At 42.6% G+C, this 18,741-nt stretch carries 13 protein-coding genes; 6 read left to right on the forward strand and 7 right to left on the reverse strand.

The window, feature by feature from the left end:
- Positions 1–10: 10 nt before the first annotated feature.
- The 6 genes from dapA to IQ13_RS17385 form a co-directional block, all read right to left on the reverse strand.
- Positions 11–898 carry a 4-hydroxy-tetrahydrodipicolinate synthase gene (dapA, locus tag IQ13_RS17360; RefSeq protein WP_144887902.1) on the reverse strand — a complete coding sequence of 296 codons (888 nt, stop codon included), beginning with the start codon at positions 896–898 and terminating at the stop codon, positions 11–13.
- Between the two features lie 43 nt (positions 899–941).
- Positions 942–1,916 (reverse strand): acetyl-CoA carboxylase carboxyltransferase subunit alpha, encoded by a 975-nt coding sequence (locus tag IQ13_RS17365; protein WP_144887903.1) that lies wholly within the window; start codon positions 1,914–1,916, stop codon positions 942–944.
- A gap of 105 nt (positions 1,917–2,021) precedes the next feature.
- Positions 2,022–3,515 (reverse strand): RagB/SusD family nutrient uptake outer membrane protein, encoded by a 1,494-nt coding sequence (locus tag IQ13_RS17370; RefSeq protein WP_144887904.1) that lies wholly within the window; start codon positions 3,513–3,515, stop codon positions 2,022–2,024.
- 18 nt (positions 3,516–3,533) lie between these two features.
- Positions 3,534–6,647: a SusC/RagA family TonB-linked outer membrane protein gene (locus tag IQ13_RS17375; RefSeq protein ID WP_144887905.1), complete on the reverse strand. Its 3,114-nt coding sequence runs from the start codon at positions 6,645–6,647 to the stop codon at positions 3,534–3,536.
- Between the two features lie 136 nt (positions 6,648–6,783).
- Positions 6,784–8,829: a ComEA family DNA-binding protein gene (locus tag IQ13_RS17380; RefSeq protein WP_144887906.1), complete on the reverse strand. Its 2,046-nt coding sequence runs from the start codon at positions 8,827–8,829 to the stop codon at positions 6,784–6,786.
- Entirely contained in the window at positions 8,826–9,656 is an 831-nt protein-coding gene (locus IQ13_RS17385; protein WP_144887907.1) for a PorV/PorQ family protein, read from the reverse strand. The genes IQ13_RS17380 and IQ13_RS17385 overlap by 4 nt, the downstream gene beginning before the upstream one ends.
- Before the next feature lie 112 nt (positions 9,657–9,768).
- On the opposite strand from IQ13_RS17385, the gene IQ13_RS17390 reads away from it, so the two are divergent.
- From IQ13_RS17390 to dprA, 4 genes are all read left to right on the forward strand, one after another.
- Positions 9,769–10,644 (forward strand): bifunctional 5,10-methylenetetrahydrofolate dehydrogenase/5,10-methenyltetrahydrofolate cyclohydrolase, encoded by an 876-nt coding sequence (locus IQ13_RS17390; protein ID WP_144887908.1) that lies wholly within the window; start codon positions 9,769–9,771, stop codon positions 10,642–10,644.
- A 23-nt stretch (positions 10,645–10,667) separates the two neighbouring features.
- Entirely contained in the window at positions 10,668–11,339 is a 672-nt protein-coding gene (locus IQ13_RS17395; protein ID WP_242009582.1) for a 7-carboxy-7-deazaguanine synthase QueE, read from the forward strand.
- 84 nt (positions 11,340–11,423) lie between these two features.
- Positions 11,424–13,343, forward strand: a complete 1,920-nt coding sequence (locus IQ13_RS17400; RefSeq protein ID WP_242009583.1) for an OmpA family protein — start codon at positions 11,424–11,426, stop codon at positions 13,341–13,343.
- 23 nt (positions 13,344–13,366) lie between these two features.
- A complete protein-coding gene (gene dprA / locus IQ13_RS17405; RefSeq protein ID WP_144887909.1) occupies positions 13,367–14,467 on the forward strand; it encodes a DNA-processing protein DprA in 1,101 nt (366 codons plus the stop codon).
- A gap of 45 nt (positions 14,468–14,512) precedes the next feature.
- On the opposite strand, the gene IQ13_RS21410 is transcribed toward dprA, so the two are convergent.
- On the reverse strand, positions 14,513–15,238 hold the full coding sequence (locus tag IQ13_RS21410; protein WP_158637430.1) for a collagen-like triple helix repeat-containing protein: 726 nt from the start codon (positions 15,236–15,238) through the stop codon (positions 14,513–14,515).
- Positions 15,239–15,492: 254 nt separating this feature from the next.
- On the opposite strand from IQ13_RS21410, the gene guaB reads away from it, so the two are divergent.
- Together guaB and lnt are read left to right on the forward strand one after the other, a co-directional pair.
- Positions 15,493–16,989, forward strand: coding sequence for an IMP dehydrogenase (gene guaB / locus IQ13_RS17415; RefSeq protein ID WP_144887910.1), 1,497 nt, complete (start codon positions 15,493–15,495; stop codon positions 16,987–16,989).
- Between the two features lie 158 nt (positions 16,990–17,147).
- The gene (gene lnt / locus IQ13_RS17420) at positions 17,148–18,728 is read left to right on the forward strand and encodes an apolipoprotein N-acyltransferase (protein WP_144887911.1); all 1,581 of its coding nucleotides are present in this window, start codon (positions 17,148–17,150) and stop codon (positions 18,726–18,728) included.
- Positions 18,729–18,741: the final 13 nt, after the last annotated feature.

An 18,741-nucleotide genomic window follows, 5' to 3' on the forward strand; every position in this document is an offset into this window, starting at 1 on the left:
GATACGATTCTTACTTAATACGCTGCAAATAGTTTACAACAGATTGGTGTAAACCTTCACTTAAAGGTACAACCGGTAACCGCAGATGATTATCAATCAAGCCCAGCTCTGCCAGAAATGCTTTTACGCCGGCTGGGTTGTTTTCTGCAAACAGCAAATCGTATGCTTCCAGCATTTGATCGTTTAACAATTTAGCTGCCGCAAAATTATTTTGCAAAGAGAGACGGACCATTTCAGCAAACTGCTTCGGCATACAGTTGGCAATTACACTGATGATGCCATCCATACCGCAAGCCATTTGTGGTAAAGCAAGGTTATCATCCCCGCTAAGTACAAGAAAATCGGCTGGCTTGTCCTTCAATATCTGCATGGCTTGTGTTAAATCGCCGCTGGCTTCTTTTATGCCAATGATATTTTTGAAATCATGCGCCAAACGCAAGGTTGTTTGTGCCGACATGTTGCGGCCGGTACGCCCCGGAACATTATAAAGAATAATGGGCTTGGGAGATACTTCTGCTAATGCTTTGTAATGTTGATAAATACCTTCCTGTGATGGCTTATTGTAATAAGGGCTTGCACTCAGCACAGCTGCTGCCTTATGTAAAGGAAATGTTTCCAGATCTTTAATAAGCGACAAGGTATTGTTACCGCCGATACCAACAACAACAGGCACTCTGTCTGCAACAATGTTATAGGTAAAAAGGATCAGTTCAATCTTTTCGTCCTTGCTTAAAGTTGGCGTTTCGCCGGTAGTACCCAGTGTTACTACATACTCTGCACCGTTTTCAATTACATAATTAATGACACGTTCAAGCGCAGGAAAGTCAATTTCCATATTTTGCTTAAATGGAGTTACCAACGCCACACCTGTACCTCTCAGCAATTCTCTATAATTCATACACCAGAAAAAAAGTAGTTATCGTTTTAAGTTGAATTTACGTTTAGATCTCGTCCCAGAAACCCATTTTACTGTATCGTTCGATGCGGTTTTTAATACGCACTTCCGGATCGATAGTTTTTAACTCCTGTAACAACGGCAGCAATTCCTTCTTCAGTAATTGGGCCGCCAGATCATAATCCCAATGTGCACCGCCGGCAGGTTCGGGTACAATACCATCTACCAAGCCGAATTTATGCATGTGTTCGGGAGTGAGTTTTAATTGCTCGGCTGCTATTTCTTTCTTTTCCCAGCTACGCCACAAAATAGAACTGCAGCTTTCGGGGGAGATTACAGTATACCAGGTATTTTCCAGCATCAACACTTTATCGCCAACCCCAATACCTAAAGCACCACCACTTGCACCCTCGCCAATAACCACACAAATTACAGGTACTTTCAGCCGCATCATTTCATAAATATTCCGGGCAATCGCTTCACCTTGCCCTCTTTCTTCTGCTTCAAGCCCAGGATAGGCACCGGGTGTATCAATTAACGTAATGATTGGTTTATTAAATTTTTCTGCCAGCTTCATTAACCGAAGTGCCTTACGGTATCCTTCGGGGTTTGCCATACCAAAATTACGCAGCTGGCGCATTTTGGTATTGATTCCTTTTTGCTGACCGATAACCATTACTGTTTCACCATCCAACTGGGCAAAACCGCCCACCATGGCCTTATCATCTTTCACTCCTCTGTCGCCAAAAATTTCTACAAAGTTGGTACACATTTTATCGATGTACTTAAGTGTATATGGACGGTCGGGATGACGACTCAGCTGCACTTTTTGCCAGCTGGTGAGTTCTTTTGTAATGTCTTCTCTTTTAGCGATAATACTTTTCTCAAGTTGATCAATGGTTCCGGAGTAATCAACCTTCGCATTCTTTTCTGCACGTTGACGGAAATCTTTCAATTCATCCACCAATTCTTTGATTGGCTTTTCCAATTCTATAAACTGACGGTTTTCTAGTGATGGCATATATGAAAAGTTAGATTATGAAATTAAATGTTCGGGCTGCAATATTAATGAAAAAAGCCACCTTAAGGTTATTAAGGTGGCTTATTCTAAAAGGAACGAGAAATATTATCTCCAACCAGCATTAGAAGTACCAATGCCGTCAGCTTTTGCCTCAGTTCCAAAAGTATAGAATGGCGGAGTTAAACGGAATAATTCCAAAATCTTAGCAGGAATAGGGAAATGAAGTGGCGTACCCTTCTGCAAGAGATTCTGTTTACGCATTTCGAAAAACTGGATACCCATACCAGTTGTATAAAGTTCAACATGTCTTTCGTGGTGAATAGCCTTTATTATATCGGCAAGCACAGCACCTACCGGAGTCATATTACCTCTAGTAACACGTGTACCTGCATTAATAATGGCTGCAGCACCCGCTAAATCACCAGTATATGCACGAGCTTCAGCTTTTAAAAGATCATTTTCAGCCTTCATTACTTCAGCTTTTTCCCCAATTGCTGCTACATAAATAGCATCATAACGCTTATTTCGATAGTTGGAAAAGTGGTAGTAACCACGAGCTGCTAAAAAGTCGTTTGAAGGAAGATATTGGAAATCGCTGTTTAATCGCTGATCAATTGGTGCTGTTGATGCAGGGGGATGTGGGAAAGTTGGGGAATCATCCCAATGCTTAGGCTGAGTTGGATCCATAAGATTGACAACATACATATCAGTACGGCCCCAACCTGGGTAAGTAAGATAATCTCCTGCTTCAAAATACCAAGTACTCGTTCCGTCCATTACAACCTTCCAATCAGAGGTAATACCAGCGTCGGCATAAGTTTTCACCTTAGCCCAATCTGTAGCTGCTAACTCTGTTTTGTTTCTTGGAAGATATGAAAGGATACGGGCTGCAGCTGTATTACACATTTTCTTGAAATCTGCGCTTGAAACAGCTGTTGGTGAGCCAAGCCAGTTAGTGGGTATTGTAAACGAAGAGTTGGACTCTGCAATTGCTTTTTCAAGATAAGCGATTGCAGCTGCTGCTACCTCTTTGTAAGGTTTTGCAGTTTCGAGCTTACCTTCAACAGTTGTTTTTTCATCAACAACATGAGCTTTATCAAACAGAAGAGCCAAGTTACCATAAGCCACTCCTTGTATAAAGTGAGCCATTGCAAGTGCTCTTGTATTGCCAGCTCCGTTATCGCCAATTTTCACCCCACCATCAATAGCTTTGATGACTAAACTTGCTGTTGAAATGGCAGAGTACATTTTATCATATGTTGCTTTTAGCACTGTACCATTAGCATAGCTCGGAGAGTTATTCCAGCCGTTGTTACGAGGCTCCCATGACATATCTCGCATGCCAGCATTACCCCAAGAACAGGTAACATGATCTGCAGCAACAGCCATCATCATTTGAACACCTGTAAAATCATGTTCTCCATGAAAAACAGTGTTGAAAAGACCGGCAGCTACATTCTCAACATCTTCGCCTTTTGCATATACCTTTTTGAAATCCGGATCATTTTCATTTGGAACATCCAAAATGTTCTTTTTACAACCTGATGCCCCTACTGTAAGAAGGGCTAAAAAAAGCAGGTATTTATTGATTTTTTTCATATCAAATAGTTTATAGTATTAGAATGTAAACTGAAGAGAAAACGCAACGTTTCTGTAAATTGGATTAGCATAGATACCATCCACAGGGAATCTGATTGTTCCCACTTCAGGATCGTAGCCAGAATATTTTGAAAATGTTAAAAGATTTCTGCCAACGACTTTGGCATTGATTCCTTTTACAAAACCATTAAAAATATTACCTAAAGCCTTGGACGGTACTGTATAGCCTAAAGAAACTTCACGAACTTTTACATAAGTACCATCTTCTACCCAGTATGCGTTAGCATTGTTTGCATCATACATGCCAGCTCCCCAATAGGCGGCTGCTTTCTTCTGATCAGCAGGAACATTTGTCATATCCTGCTTTTGACTAATGTAGTTAAATACTAAACGTTGCTCTTTACCATTGTAAATATCTCCGCCTTGTTTCCAATCTAAAAGGAGGTAAAACTGAAAGTTTTTATACGTAAGAATATTTGAAATACCAGCAACAAAGTCAGGATTACCGTTGCCAATTTTGCCATACCACAAAGAACCATCGGCATTCAGTTTCTTAATCGGCAACTCATTGGGTTTCCCTTCGGTTCCTTTTGCAATTACATAACCTTCGCTGTTAACAACATAGTCAGCAATTGTTTTACCTGCAGGAAGCTGAGTTGCCATTTCATCCAAAGTTCTCACCATGCGGTAGCCATAAATTGCACCATAAACCTCTCCTTGTTTAATGTAGAACATATTCTGATCACCATTGAAGTCCTGGCCTCCCGCCAAATAAGGAGCAATTGGCAATTCGGTGATCTTTTGCTGTACTCTTGAGAATACTACATTAGTTTTCCAAGAAAAATCTTTTTTCTTGATCCAGTTTGCACCAAATGTAAACTCAAGAGTGTTTGACTTTACTGTACCTGCATTTTGCCACTGGCTATTGAAACCATCATTTAAGAATGGGATCAAAGGAACATTGAGGAATTGATCTTTTGTTGTTGACATCGCATATGTTACTTCAAGGCTGAATTTCTTTAAGAAATCTACATTTAACCCTATTTCCTTTTCCTCTGTTTGTGAAGGCTTCAGGAATGTGTTACCTTTTTGGCTTGCAACAGCATTACCATTTGACAGATTATAAACTTCGTACTGCCAATCAAAGCCTGGACGAATACCGGCTGTTCCATAAGCGGCTCTAATTTTCAACTCATCAATTCCTTTTATCTTGATATCTTCAGAAAGGCGATAAGCTGCGGAAGCTCTGTAGTAAGGATTCCAACGTGCGTCCTTACCAAATAAGGATGAGCCATCGTAGCGAAACATTCCATCAAAAAGGATTTTCTCTTTCCAATCCATACCTAAGATAGCGAAGTAGTTTTGAGCCTTTTCGTTTTCGATATACGAAGAAGCGTCGTTAATGGTTGAAAAGTTTTCGAAGTTTTCTATACCTGAAATACGGAACTGAGAAGCACTAATATAGTTGCTTTCATAATGTCTATTTTCATAGAGATAAGATAATTTTCCTCTAGCTGAAAAGTTTCCAAACTTATGCCCTAAGTTGAGTGTAACTTGTGTATTACTTACTTTTGACTCGCTGGTTGATTGCGACATGCCTCCTTGTGTGTAAGACATGCCCATTGTAGCTGCAGTTCCACCAGATCTTGTCCATGTATCTTGAGGGTTGATTGAAGAAGATCGGTCATTCTGAATTTCCATGGTTTGAACAACATCCAAATCTGCCCATTCAGTAAACTTAATATTCGCATTGTAGTTCGCTAGCCATCTGCGTGATTTTGATGAATTCTTTTGTTTATATAAAGGGTACAGAGGGTTTGTAATCTCCGCATTGAAATTATTGATACGTAAGTAGTAAGGTTGCCCATCAGGATTCGGAGCAAATAAATTTACGTCTTTCTCCATGCGTGCAATATTGTAAAAGAGCCCACTTGAAGAACCTGCAGTGCTCGAAGCCCTGTTAATCCAAAGATTTGAAGCACTGAAACGCAACCAAGGCGTAATATTTTGGTCGATGTTAAACCGGAAATTTTGACGTTGGTAGCCATCGGTAAGCTTAACAACACCTTCTTGCTTGTTATTTTCGAACGAAAGATAAACGTTGTTTTTTTCCGTACGGTTTGCTACAGAAATAAAGTTTACCATATTCAACCCAGTTCTAAAGAACTCTGCTTGTTGATTACGATATACACCATAAGGATTATCCATATAACCATCTGCATCTATTGCTCTTGAACCGCTAATTCCAGGATGATATCCTGCATCAGCATAACCCGCAGGGTAAGTTACACCAGCATACTTGGTATATTTTCCTTGTGCAGTCTGCCAGTCACTGGCTAATGCATAATAATGAGATTCAGATGTTTTCAGATAATGTGAAAGGTTTTGCATACCTAATTCATTACGAACTGTAATGACTGGTTTATTGGCAGCAAGCCCTTTTCCTCTCTTAGTAATAACAGAAATAACGCCATTTCCAGCTCGAGAACCATATAAAGCTGAAGCTGCAGCACCTTTCACTACTTCTATTGATTCTACATCATCGATATTAATGTCTGCAAGACTACCCGACATAATAACTCCATCCACAAGAATCAGCGGAGCTGAACTTGTGCTCAGGTTATTGTCACCTCTTAATAACAAATCAGCTCCCTGTCCAGGGTTACCGTTTACTGATGAAGTTTTTAAACCAGCTACTTTACCAGCTAATGCATTTGCTGCAGAGGACGCAGGTACAGTTTGTAATTGCTCTGCACCCACCTTGGTTACAGACACAGTCATTTTCTTCTTAGTAGTAGCACCCGCAACACCGGTTACGATTACTTCGCCAATTTCTTTACCAGAAGACTTCAATGAAATAGAAAATGAAGATTGTGAACCGATAGAAACGTCCTGCACTTCAAAACCAACTGCCGAAATAGTTAAAGTTCTGGCAGATGAACTAACACTAAGACTAAAAGAACCGTTAATATCGGTTGAGGTACCATTTGTTGTACCCTTAACGATCACGGTAGCGCCTGCGATTGGAGCGCCTGAATCATCTGTTACCTTTCCGGTAATCTTTTTTTCTTGTGCTAATAGAGAAGCGCAAGAAAGAACAGCTGCAAAAAGCAGCAGTACAAATTTTCTCATGTTGATTGATTTAGTTAAAAACGTTTTCAAATATAAGGCTTTAGGAAAAAAAACAAAAAAATGTTAATTTTTTCTAAAGGTTTATATCGTCCATTGACAAGCATATTTTAATATAAGCTGCATTTAAAGGAAAAAATTACCACCTGAATGAGAATTGAAGCTTAATATCCGATTTTTTACTGTCTGAAATTTCATCCAACCCCGAACCAATAATAGTTTTACCCGCATAAATTACTTGTGCCCAACGTAGCCAAAAAGATAGTTTTTGCGTTAAGTCGAAGTTAACGTTCAGGTAATAACGGTAACCTTTATCGGAAAACGAAGGGATGGAAAACCCGTAAAGAACGTCGTTCTCATAGGCATAAATACGGCTGTTGTAATCATCCGATTCAAAATATTGCAGACGCATGTTGGCCGAAAAAGGTTTGAGCATTGGTTTGTAAAACACATCGAAAAAAGTAAGAACGCCCCTGCTTTCCAGCGGTCCGCCCAAATCGTACCACATCACATCAAACCGCTGACGCAACGTAATGGATGTGTTTACTTTGAACTGAATTTGGGTGCGCCAGTTTTTACGGGTAACCGGTTTCACTAATGCTGTTATCAACTCGCCATCGCCGGTGTAGTTGAGGGCCTTACTCTCCTGGCGAAAACGTGTATAGATTTCCAGTTGTTTATTCGGACGATGTGTTAACTGCACCAGGTAATCCTGTCCATTCGAGGGTGCATCAATCCGAAAACGTAAGTATGGAAACCGGTAAAAATCCATATATCCATCCAACCGCCATTTACTGTTGGGCTTAATAGAAGCTCCTGCAAACAATCCCTTTTCATTGGTGGGATAGGTACCTTCTGTAAACGCATTGCCAAAAATGGATTGATAGCCTTTTTGCATACTGCGATACACAAAGGAGAGATCAACCTTCGGGTCGGCACTTACAAGTAAACCACTCATCATGGCATAATTGTTACCGTTATGATTGGCCGCCTCGCCAAACCAATGCATATTACGCCAGGTATAGCTCCAGTCAACACTGGCGTTGGTTAATTGCCGACCACGAAAAGCAAAATTGTTGTACGGCTGATCTTCACGAACAAAAGGACGGTTGAACTGAAAGTACACCGCATTGGCACCAATATGCAATGCGCCTTTATTGTAGCTGATGTTTCCACCGTACGAATTCATTTGCACCGCATTTTTATCGGCCTGTTCGTTAGGTGTTCGGTGCAAGCCCGATGTGATAAGCGATGTAAAATAATCGTCGGAACTCACCGTATCAACAGTGAGGTTGCCGCTTACTTTTCTGAACGAGGCAAAGCCTGTCAGTTGAAAATGATTTTTTTCCAGGGTTATACCTGCACCTCTGTTGAAGAAATATTCATTTGTCGAATTGAATGGGCGTAAGATAGATGCCTGTCTCTTTGTATTCAGCACATCCACACTTTTCTTGAATGCCAGCGATTGCCATTGAATTAACCCCTGCCCCATGTTCACCGTAAAATCACCCAAGGCAAAACTTTTAATGATGCCAGCATTGCGGATGAACAAGTGTGCAGAATAATAATCGAACCCGTTTTTCTGTGCGCCTTTAAACCATTGTTCACCGGGATCTTTTTCGGCGGTAATACCGTACTGCAGCAGGTTTTTGTAATTGTATTTGTATCGGAACAATACCCGCTCCCTTCCACCCGGATAAAAACTGGTGGCAGCCGTATCTTTCTTTCGTCTGAAACCTTCTGCTTCTTCTACTACATAAGTTAATCTTGAAAGGATGGTATGCTCTCCGTCTTTCAGCCGGGAACCCATATCTTCTTTCAACGATAACGCAGGTCCAACCATAATATACGGGAGCATTTTCTGGATCAACTCATAATCCCATGTTGGGATAGCTTGTAATTCGTAGATATTGATGAATTTGCCAAACAGTTTTCTGTATGTAAAAAAACTGGCCAGTTGCAACGGCGAAAGAAAAGGAAACTCTTTCAGCTCTGCTTCGGTAGCAGTATTTAAGTTGAGTTTGTTGCGCTGGTACAGCCGAAGTGCTTGCAGGTACGAATCATCTTCCGTTTCCGATTCGTTTACTTCGGTAATGTTTTCAATCTGTTGTTCGGTGGTTTGTGTTTCCTGTGCATTTGCTGCAATGGTTAACATCATACACAATATGGTCAGGTGCATTTTCATTCGTTGGCTTTTTCTTTTCGTTTACCCGCAAACAAAATCATCACTGCAGGTGAAATACCCAGCTGCGGATGATAGGCTGTCGCTACATCAACCCTGAACATTCCAAACCGTAAACCAACACCTGCAAATGGCTGCGTGTTAACTGTATTAATTCCTGCCCGGATCAATAACTGTTTAACTAGCTCATATTGAAACACGGCATTCACACCGGTATTTTTATTCTCTTCTTTAATAATTTCAGCACTGATAAAAAAACGATCCGACACTTCGTAACCCAATCCACCTCTGAACACCGATGCAAGTTTTTCATTTGTTGTTTTATTCAGCTTCCCTCCTACTGGATTGAACACACTAAACCCTGCATGCAGTTTTTCGCTCAAATGCAGCAATACGCCGGCTTCAAAATGAACAGCAGAAGCAGAGGTATAGGCAGGAATACGCAGACTGTAATAATTGAATTTCGCACCGATATCAACTTTTTTTCCGAGCGAACGTGCATAACCCAACCCCAACTGTGTTTCGGTATAATTGGCATAACCAAAATAATCGGCCTGCAATCCAAATGAACCGGAATTTGTTTGTAAAGCAGCTACCGCTGTATACTGGTTAAACGCATGCAGCAAAAAACGCCTTTCGCTGTACACCCCTGCTCCACTTTGTTGGAGATTGGCCAGTGCGGCCGGATTAACCGTAAACGAAAACGCATCTGCGAATTGTTTGCTGTAAGCGCCGGCTCCCGGATAACTTGCCAATAATGGCTGTCGTACAGTTTGTGCTTTTAGAGAAAGGATAGCTACAATGCAGGTGAAGGTTAGAAAATGTTTCAAGCAGGTTAGGTTTTAGACTAATTTATAGTTTTTATTTGCCGTGTGCAACCTGCATCAATTTTAATTTTTACGGTTCAATGGAAACAAGGCCCGGCTGCGTTATTTTTGCGGCATGCAACTACTCGACGGTAAACTGGCAGCCCAAGCCATTAAAGAAGATCTGAAACAAAAGACAAGTGCTTTATTGCAACAAGGTAAACGAGCCCCGCACCTGGCAGCCATCCTGGTTGGTAATAATGGCGCCAGTGAAACCTATGTAGCTTCAAAAGTTAAGACCTGTGGCGAAATTGGTTTCGGTTCTACATTGAAACGTTTACCCGATGATATTTCGGAAGAAGCATTGCTGGCAGAAATTGAACTGCTCAATAACGATCCTGCTATTGATGGTATCCTTGTGCAGTTGCCTTTGCCCAAACACATCAGCGATGAAAAGGTGATCAGCGCTATTCATCCTTCAAAAGATGTAGATGGCTTCCACCCGGTAAGTGTGGGCAACATGGTTGCCGGTACACCAACCTTTATTCCTGCAACACCGTATGGCATTTTACTCCTCCTCGAACATTATAAAATTGAAACAAAAGGCAAACATGCTGTAGTGATTGGCCGCAGCCATATTGTGGGTACACCCATGAGTATTTTGCTCAGCCGCAAAGCCTACCCCGGCAACTGCACCGTTACCATTTGCCATTCTGCAACAACCAACCTCAAGGAAATGACCTTACAGGGCGATATTATAGTGGCAGCATTAGGCCAGGCCGAATTCTTAACTGCTGATATGGTGAAAGAAGGCGCTGTAATTGTTGACGTAGGCATTACCCGTGTGAACGATGCAACAAAGAAAAATGGCTTTGCCTTAAAAGGCGATGTAAAGTTTGATGAAGTTGCTCCTAAGAGCAGCGCTATTACACCGGTACCCGGCGGCGTTGGACCAATGACCATTGCCGGTTTACTGATGAATACCTATAACGCTTACGTAAGTAAACTGTAAGCTGCACTAACTTTGTATTTCAAATGAATGAATTGTTGATTGATACAACGCAACAGGTATTGCCTGTAATGGAATCGTTTTACACCTTACAGGGTGAAGGATTCCATCAGGGTCGTGCTGCTTATTTCATTCGCCTCGGCGGTTGCGATGTAGGTTGTGTTTGGTGCGATGTGAAGGATAGTTGGGATGCAGCAAAACATCCGAAGTTTAGTGTGGGTGAAATTGTTGCAAAGCTGAAGGAAGAAACAACAACCAAATTCCAAAATCCAAATCCCAAGTTCCAAAATTCCAACCTTCCGATCGTTGTTATCACCGGCGGAGAACCGCTGATGCATAATTTAGATGCATTAACAAAAGCGATTCATGCAGCCGGCTTTCAAACCAATATTGAAACATCGGGATCTTCACCGTTAAGTGGCGAATGGGATTGGATCTGTCTTTCGCCTAAAAAATTTAAAGCACCACTGCCCGAAGTAGTGCCACATGCCAGCGAATTAAAAGTGGTGATCTTTAACAAGAGCGATTTTAATTGGGCCGAAACATATGCCGCACAGGTTTCGCCCAACTGCAAATTATACCTGCAGCCCGAGTGGGATAAAGCCGCACAGGTTACGCCACTCATCATCGACTATATCAAAGTAAACCCGCAATGGGAACTAAGTTTGCAGGTACACAAGTACATTAACGTACCCTAGTCCTGAGCGAAATCGGGATTTGAGCACCTCCTAAATTCAACACTGCTTTAACAGCCCCTCCATTGAATCTTCGTATATTGAACTATGAATTCAATGCTCCTGAAAAAACTATGCCTTTTACTATGTGTATTTGCAGCACTCTCCACTTCTGCCCAATGGTACGATCCGCAAAAAGTAAATACTAAACTTGGTTACAAATACGGCGAAGCAATTAACGAAGCACGTGTAAAAAACTACACCCGTGCCATGCAGCTGCTGGATGAATGTATTGCAGTCGATGTAAAATTTGTAGATGCCTACTTGAGCAAAGCCGGCGTTTTTTCCGAACAAAAAAAATACAAACAGGCGGTTGAATTCTATCGCAAAGCAACAGAACTCGACTCGGTGTACTGTGTTACATTTTTACTGCCCATTTCCATTGCATATGCAGGTAACGGCGATTTTGAAGATGCGTTGACAGCTATCAATCGCTTCCTTCAAAAACCAAACTTAAACGAACGAACCATCAAATCGGCTGAGTACAGAAAACGCACCTATCAATTTGCAATTGACTATAAAAAATCGATGCCTGCAACAAGCTATGTTTTTGCTCCGCAGAATTTAGGCGACAGCATCAACAGCAAACAATTGGAGTATTTCCCATCTGCAACCATCGACGGCAACACTTTGGTGTTTACACGCCGGATTGGCCAGGAAGATTTCTTCATCAGTGAAAAAAGAAACGGCGTTTGGAGCAAAGCCGAACCTTTACCCGGCAATCTCAACACCGAGGAAAACGAAGGTGCACAAACTATTTCGCAGGATGGGCGTATGCTCATCTTTACCGGTTGTAATATGGAAGATGGTGAAGGCAGTTGCGATCTGTATGTTTCTTACTTAACAAAAAATGGCTGGGGCGAACGCATCAACATGGGCCGCATCATTAATACCGAGTATTGGGAAAGTCAGCCCAGCTTATCGCCCGACAAACGTGCGTTGTATTTCGCAGCACGTGATCCATCGGGCTTTGGCGGCAGTGATCTGTTTGTGAGTTACCTGCAGCCAAACGGACAATGGGGCACGCCACGCAACATGGGCCCCGAAGTAAACACCAGTGCCGATGAAAGTTGTCCGTTCATTCACCCCGATAACCAAACATTCTATTTTACCAGCAACGGTCACCCCGGTTATGGTGGTACCGATTTGTACTTCATGCGGAAGAAAGATGATGGCAGTTGGGAGAAACCGCAGAACCTCGGTTACCCTGTTAATACCATTGATGATGAAGGTTCGTTGATGATTGCAGGTGATGGCAAAACCGCTTATTATGCAAGCGATGGCAACGATAGCCGTGGAGGTTTGGATCTGTATAGTTTTGAATTACCTGAGCATGCACGTCCGTACAAAACATTATGGGTAAAAGGCAATGTGTTTGATGCAAAAACAAAACAAGGATTACCTTCTGCAGTAGAGCTCATCAATCTTTCATCGGCACAAACCATCAGCAAAGTGCAAACCGATGAAGAGGGCAATTACCTCATTACACTTCCTACCGGTAAAGACTATGCGTTTAATGTAAACCGTAAAGGATACCTGTTTTACTCCGAAAACTTTTCGCTTAAGACATCTGGCAACGACACTACTTACACCATCAACATTCCTTTAATACCGATTGAAGTAAATGCAAGTGTAGTGTTGAAGAATGTATTCTTTGATGTAAACAAAGCAGAACTTAAACCGGAATCGATGATTGAACTCGATAAAGTAGTACAGCTGATGAAGGACAACCCAACGTTGAAAATTGAAATCAACGGCCACACCGATAATGTAGGTAAACCGGCAGATAATCTTACGCTCTCGAACAACCGTGCAAAAGCGGTCATCAATTACTTTCTGTACAAAGGCGTTGCAGCCGATCGGTTAAGCAGCAAAGGTTTTGGCGAAACAAAACCGGTGGCAGATAATACCAGCGAACAGGGTCGTGCAAAAAACAGGCGAACAGAGTTGAAGGTTGTAGCGAAATAGTTTTTTGTTATCTTGGAAACAAGATGAACACCGACCTGCTTTACCAACTTGCTTTAACCCAGGTGCCCAATATCGGCGCTGTACATGCACGTACGCTTACAGATGAGTTAGGCACTGCCGAAGCCATTTTCAAAGCAAAAAAATCAACACTCGAAAAAATAGAAGGCATTGGCGAAGTACGGGCAAAAAGCATTAAAGCATTTGATGCGTTTAAAGAACAGGAAGACGAGATCAGCTTTATTGAAAAGTACAAGATCAAACCCCTGTTCTTAACCGACGAAGATTATCCGAAACGTTTGCTGCATTGCTACGATCCACCCACATTGTTGTTTTACAGGGGTACCGTCAATCTCAATCATGCAAAAATCATTTCCATCATCGGCACCAGGAGCAATACCGATTATGGAAAGCAAATGACAGAGAAAATTCTTACTACGTTACAACCACTGCAACCCTTGGTTGTAAGCGGTCTGGCCTATGGCATTGATGCCATTGCACATAAATTTTGCGTGAAACAGCAATTGTCAACAGTGGGTGTTCTGGCACACGGGCTCGATAAAATTTATCCATCGCAACACACCACACTGGCCAAAGAAATGATTGCAGCAGGCGGCGGACTGTTAACGGAATTCAGAAAAGAAACAAAACCCGATCGCCACAACTTTCCTACACGCAACCGCATTGTTGCGGGCATGTGCGATGCAACCATTGTTATTGAAACCGGCAACAAAGGCGGCAGTATGATTACGGCCAACCTTGCCAACAATTACAACCGGGATGTATTTGCCGTACCCGGCAAAACAACCGACAGTAAAAGCGAAGGCTGCAATTATCTAATTCAAAGCAATAAGGCTGCACTCATCCGTAATGGCGAAGACATAATCCAGCAAATGGGTTGGGAAGAACAGGAAAAGAAAAAAGTGATTCAGAAAAAACTATTCGTTGATCTCACTACCGATGAACGTTTAATAGTTGACCTGCTGCAACAACACGAACAACTGCATGTTGATGAAATTAATCTGCAAACAGCCATCAGCAGCAGTGCAGTTGCTGCTGCATTATTAATGCTGGAGATGAATGGTATTGTTAGCAGCTTACCAGGAAAAATGTATATGCTAAAATAAAAAGCGTCCCCTCCAGGAGACGCTTTTATAAAATACTGAAACAACTTATTTATTCTTTTCGTTGGTACCATTTTCAGGAATAGCGAAAAGTTCTTTTATTCTTTGATAACTCATTTCCTTTAACTGAGCTACAGAATACCCTGCTGCCGGTCCGCTTGTAAAACGACCACCTGCAATTAATCCGGGAATTAATATGTAACGATATTCCAGCGATTGCGGCAGGTTAATCAACACAGGTTGTCCAGGGTACGCTTCAGGAACCGCAGAAGTAAAACGACAAGTGTTATACGTATGCCTGTACACAAATATCTTTTGCAGGTTATAAATACAATTGATCTGGTTGGTAGCGCCCCCTGCATCAGAAATATACGGCAACTGGTAGGGCCCGATTGAACCTACACGGAAATAAGTAATCATTGTTCCCTGTGTAAGGATTGTGGTACTTAATGATGGCGCATTGATATGTCTTACACGTACACAAGTTCCGTCGATGGTTGTATCACGTTGTGCAAACGGGCTGGTTACCCAAGCAGAATATACAACTTGTGCCGGTGTACCGGGGGCACCTGCCGGACCTGTTGCACCTGCCGGGCCTTGGGGTCCCTGTGGACCTGTTGCGCCTGCCGGCCCTTGAGGACCGGTAGCTCCGGTTGCACCTGTAGAACCGGTTGCGCCGGCAGGGCCTGTTGGACCCACAGGACCTTGATCGCCTTTACAGGCTACAAATACTACACTGAACGAAATTGCGAGAACAGATAAAATCTTTTTCATGTTTTGGTTGTTTTAAAATAGATTGATTTTTGCAGCGCCTCGTACATCCCTTTTGCAGAAGATGACAGTTGTCGGAAAACCGAAACTCTTCTCGTAAAGACAGATTTAAAGGTGCTTTATCACAGCGCAAAACTATCTTTTGCAATTGCCTGCCCCAATACTACTAACAGGTAAACGGCATACGTAAAAGCGGGTATAAAGGTCGCTTACGAGACCGATTTGGAAGCAATACCACTGCCACCTTATCTTTGCACATGGCAACAAGAAATTCTTCCTCTCTCAACAAAGCAATCCAAAGTAAATTTTTCGGTGAAGGTTTAACGTTCGATGACGTATTGTTAATACCGGGTTACAGCCAGGTTTTACCACGTGAAACAAACATCAGCAGCCAGCTCACCAAAAACATTACACTCAACATTCCCATGCTGTCTGCAGCAATGGACACTGTAACCGAAGCAGGCTTAGCGATAGCGCTGGCCCGTGAAGGAGGATTGGGCATTTTGCACAAAAACATGAGTATAGAAGATCAGGCTGCGCAGGTACGTAAAGTAAAGCGCAGCGAAAGTGGCCTTATCATCGACCCGATTACATTGAAGCATGATGCAACCATCGGTGATGCATTGCAACTGATGAAGGAGAATAAGATCGGCGGTATTCCCATTGTTGATGCAAACAACAAACTCACCGGCATCCTTACCAACCGTGATCTTCGTTTCGAATCGAACGGAAAGAAAAAGGTGAGCGAAGTAATGACTTCGACTAACCTTATCACTGCTCCGGAAGGAACCGATCTCAAAAAAGCAAAGACCATTTTAAGTCAGCATAAAATTGAAAAGTTGCCTGTTGTAAAAAAGGATGGCACACTCGTTGGCTTAATTACCTACCGTGATATTTTGCAATTGCAAAGTCACCCGAACGCCGTTAAAGATTCTTATGGCCGTTTACTGGTTGGCGCAGCATTAGGCATTACTGCTGACTTGTACGACAGAGCGTATGCCCTGCAGCAGGTAGGTGTTGATCTGGTATCGCTCGACAGCGCACACGGCCACAGCAAAGGTGTAATGGAAGCCTTGAAAGGATTGAAAAAGAAATTTAAAACATTGCAGGTGATTGCGGGCAACGTAGGTACCGGTGCAGGTGCAAAAGCATTGGCCGATGCCGGTGCAGATGCTGTGAAGATCGGTATCGGTCCCGGTTCTATTTGTACAACTCGTATTGTAGCCGGTGTTGGTGTACCACAGCTCACCGCTATTATGGAAGCAGCACATGCTGTAAAAGGAAAAGGCATTCCGGTAATTGCAGATGGTGGTATCCGTTACACCGGCGATATGGTAAAAGCATTGGCAGCAGGTGCATCAACTGTAATGATGGGTAGTGTGTTTGCCGGTACAGAAGAAAGCCCCGGTGAAACCATTATTTATGAAGGAAGAAAATTCAAACAATACCGTGGTATGGGATCAATCGGCGCCATGCAGCAAGGCAGCGGCGACCGTTACTTCCAGGACGTGGAAGATGGCATTAAAAAATTAGTACCCGAAGGTATTGAAGGCCGTGTACCGTTTAAAGGCAACGTAAGCGAAATTGTACACCAGTACACAGGTGGCTTACGTGCAGGTATGGGCTACTGCGGTGCTAAGAATATTAAAGAGCTGCAAACAGCACAGTTTGTAAAAATTACCAATGCAGGTATGAAAGAAAGCCATGCACACGATGTGATCATTACAAAAGAAAGCCCGAACTATTCACGCTAATCGTCAGTAGTCCTGAGCGCAGTCGAAGGACGGACTGAAAAGATTGAGCGCAGTCGAAATCTTTGATCGACGAGAAAAGAAAAAGGATCGAATTCTTTTAACATACAAAATGCCCGACAGTTCTGCCGGGCATTCTTATTTTTACAAAAACCATTTGCTTGAAAAAGTTTCAACCTGTTTTACTGTCGCTGCTTTCCGGCTTGCTGTTTTTTATTGCATGGCCAACAGTTAATCTTACTGTCGCCATTTTCTTTGCGTTTATTCCGTTGCTGTTGATTGAACGGAATGAATACAGCGGTATAAAATTTTTCGGGCTAATGTACCTCGCCATGTTCACCTGGAACATCAGCACCACCTGGTGGATCTGGAATGCGGATATGCTGGGCGCATGGCTGGCCATCATTGTAAACAGTTTACTCATGTGCATACCGCTGATGGGGTTTCGTTTTATGCGTAAACGCTTTGGCTCATTCATCGGCTATACTTCCTTTATCGTTTTCTGGATGAGCTTTGAATACCTGCATTTGCAGGATTGGGGCTTAAGCTGGCCCTGGCTCACACTTGGCAATGTATTTGCCGGTCGCACAAACTGGATACAATGGTACGAATACAGCGGCACCAGCGGCGGCAGCTTGTGGGTACTGTTGGTCAATGTGCTGTTGTTTAAATTAATTGAAGTCCGAAATACAAAGTACGAAGTACGTATCTCATCACTTGTAATCATTGCAGCAGTATTAGCAACACCCATCATTACCTCGCTGCTTATCGCAAAGAATCCTACATCAGACATCCAACATCAGACGTCTGTTGTTATTGTTCAGCCCAATATTGATCCGTACGAAAAATTATTTACCGGTTCATTCGATGCGCAACTGCAACAACTTATCAAACTCAGCGAAGCACAGATCGACAGTACTACAACGTTGCTCGTTTGGCCCGAAACTGCGTTGTACACCGGCAATGGTTTTGATGAAGCCAATCTGAAACAAAACTTTTTCCTCAATCCTCTCTTCGATTTTTTAAAACGGCATCCGCAACTGCAATTATTTACCGGCATTGAAAGTTACCGTGTGTTTAACGAACGTGTTTCGAACGATGCGAGACCGATTGAAGGCACTTCTACTTTTTACGAAGTGTACAATGCCTGCTTACTCATCGACAGCAGCGGGCCGTTACAGATCTATCACAAATCGATGCTGGTACCCGGCGTAGAAACATTGCCCGGATTCTTAAAATTTCTTGGTCCGGTGTTTGAAAAATTCGGCGGCACCGCAGGCGGTTATGCAAAGCAGGACGAACGTACACCCATCAACTTACAAAACAACAATGTGCTTGCTCCTGCTATTTGCTACGAAAGTATTTATGGCGAATACATGAGTAAGTATGTACGCAAAGGTGCCAACATCATTGCCATTATTACCAACGATGGATGGTGGGGCAATACACCCGGCTACAAACAACATTTGCTGTATGCCAAATTGCGTGCTATTGAAACAAGAACATGGGTTGTGCGTAGCGCCAACACCGGCATCAGCTGTTTTATTGATCCTGCAGGCGAAATACATCAACCGCAAAACTGGTGGACCGCCTCTTCTACCAAAATGAATATCACTGCAGCAAGCCGTCAAACCTTTTTTGTACGCATGGGCGATCTGTTGAGCAAAGCAGCATTGGCAGCAACAGTATTGCTGCTGTTGTTTGCGTTGTATCAAAAATTCCTTGTCCGTAAAAGACCGTAACTGTCAAGCTTAT

The sequence above is a fragment of the Lacibacter cauensis genome, assembly GCF_007830055.1.
In the GTDB taxonomy this organism is placed as follows: domain Bacteria; phylum Bacteroidota; class Bacteroidia; order Chitinophagales; family Chitinophagaceae; genus Lacibacter; species Lacibacter cauensis.

Coding starts and splice junctions, on each gene's coding strand:
- IQ13_RS17375 (WP_144887905.1), bottom strand. CDS start 6,647: ATGAGAAAATTTGTACTGCTGCTTTTTGCAGCTGTTCTTTCTTGCGCT.
- IQ13_RS17395 (WP_242009582.1), top strand. CDS start 10,668: ATGAATGAATTGTTGATTGATACAACGCAACAGGTATTGCCTGTAATG.
- IQ13_RS17370 (WP_144887904.1), bottom strand. CDS start 3,515: ATGAAAAAAATCAATAAATACCTGCTTTTTTTAGCCCTTCTTACAGTA.
- IQ13_RS21410 (WP_158637430.1), bottom strand. CDS start 15,238: ATGAAAAAGATTTTATCTGTTCTCGCAATTTCGTTCAGTGTAGTATTT.
- IQ13_RS17380 (WP_144887906.1), bottom strand. CDS start 8,829: ATGAAAATGCACCTGACCATATTGTGTATGATGTTAACCATTGCAGCA.
- guaB (WP_144887910.1), top strand. CDS start 15,493: ATGGCAACAAGAAATTCTTCCTCTCTCAACAAAGCAATCCAAAGTAAA.
- dapA (WP_144887902.1), bottom strand. CDS start 898: ATGAATTATAGAGAATTGCTGAGAGGTACAGGTGTGGCGTTGGTAACT.
- dprA (WP_144887909.1), top strand. CDS start 13,367: ATGAACACCGACCTGCTTTACCAACTTGCTTTAACCCAGGTGCCCAAT.
- IQ13_RS17390 (WP_144887908.1), top strand. CDS start 9,769: ATGCAACTACTCGACGGTAAACTGGCAGCCCAAGCCATTAAAGAAGAT.
- IQ13_RS17365 (WP_144887903.1), bottom strand. CDS start 1,916: ATGCCATCACTAGAAAACCGTCAGTTTATAGAATTGGAAAAGCCAATC.
- IQ13_RS17400 (WP_242009583.1), top strand. CDS start 11,424: ATGAATTCAATGCTCCTGAAAAAACTATGCCTTTTACTATGTGTATTT.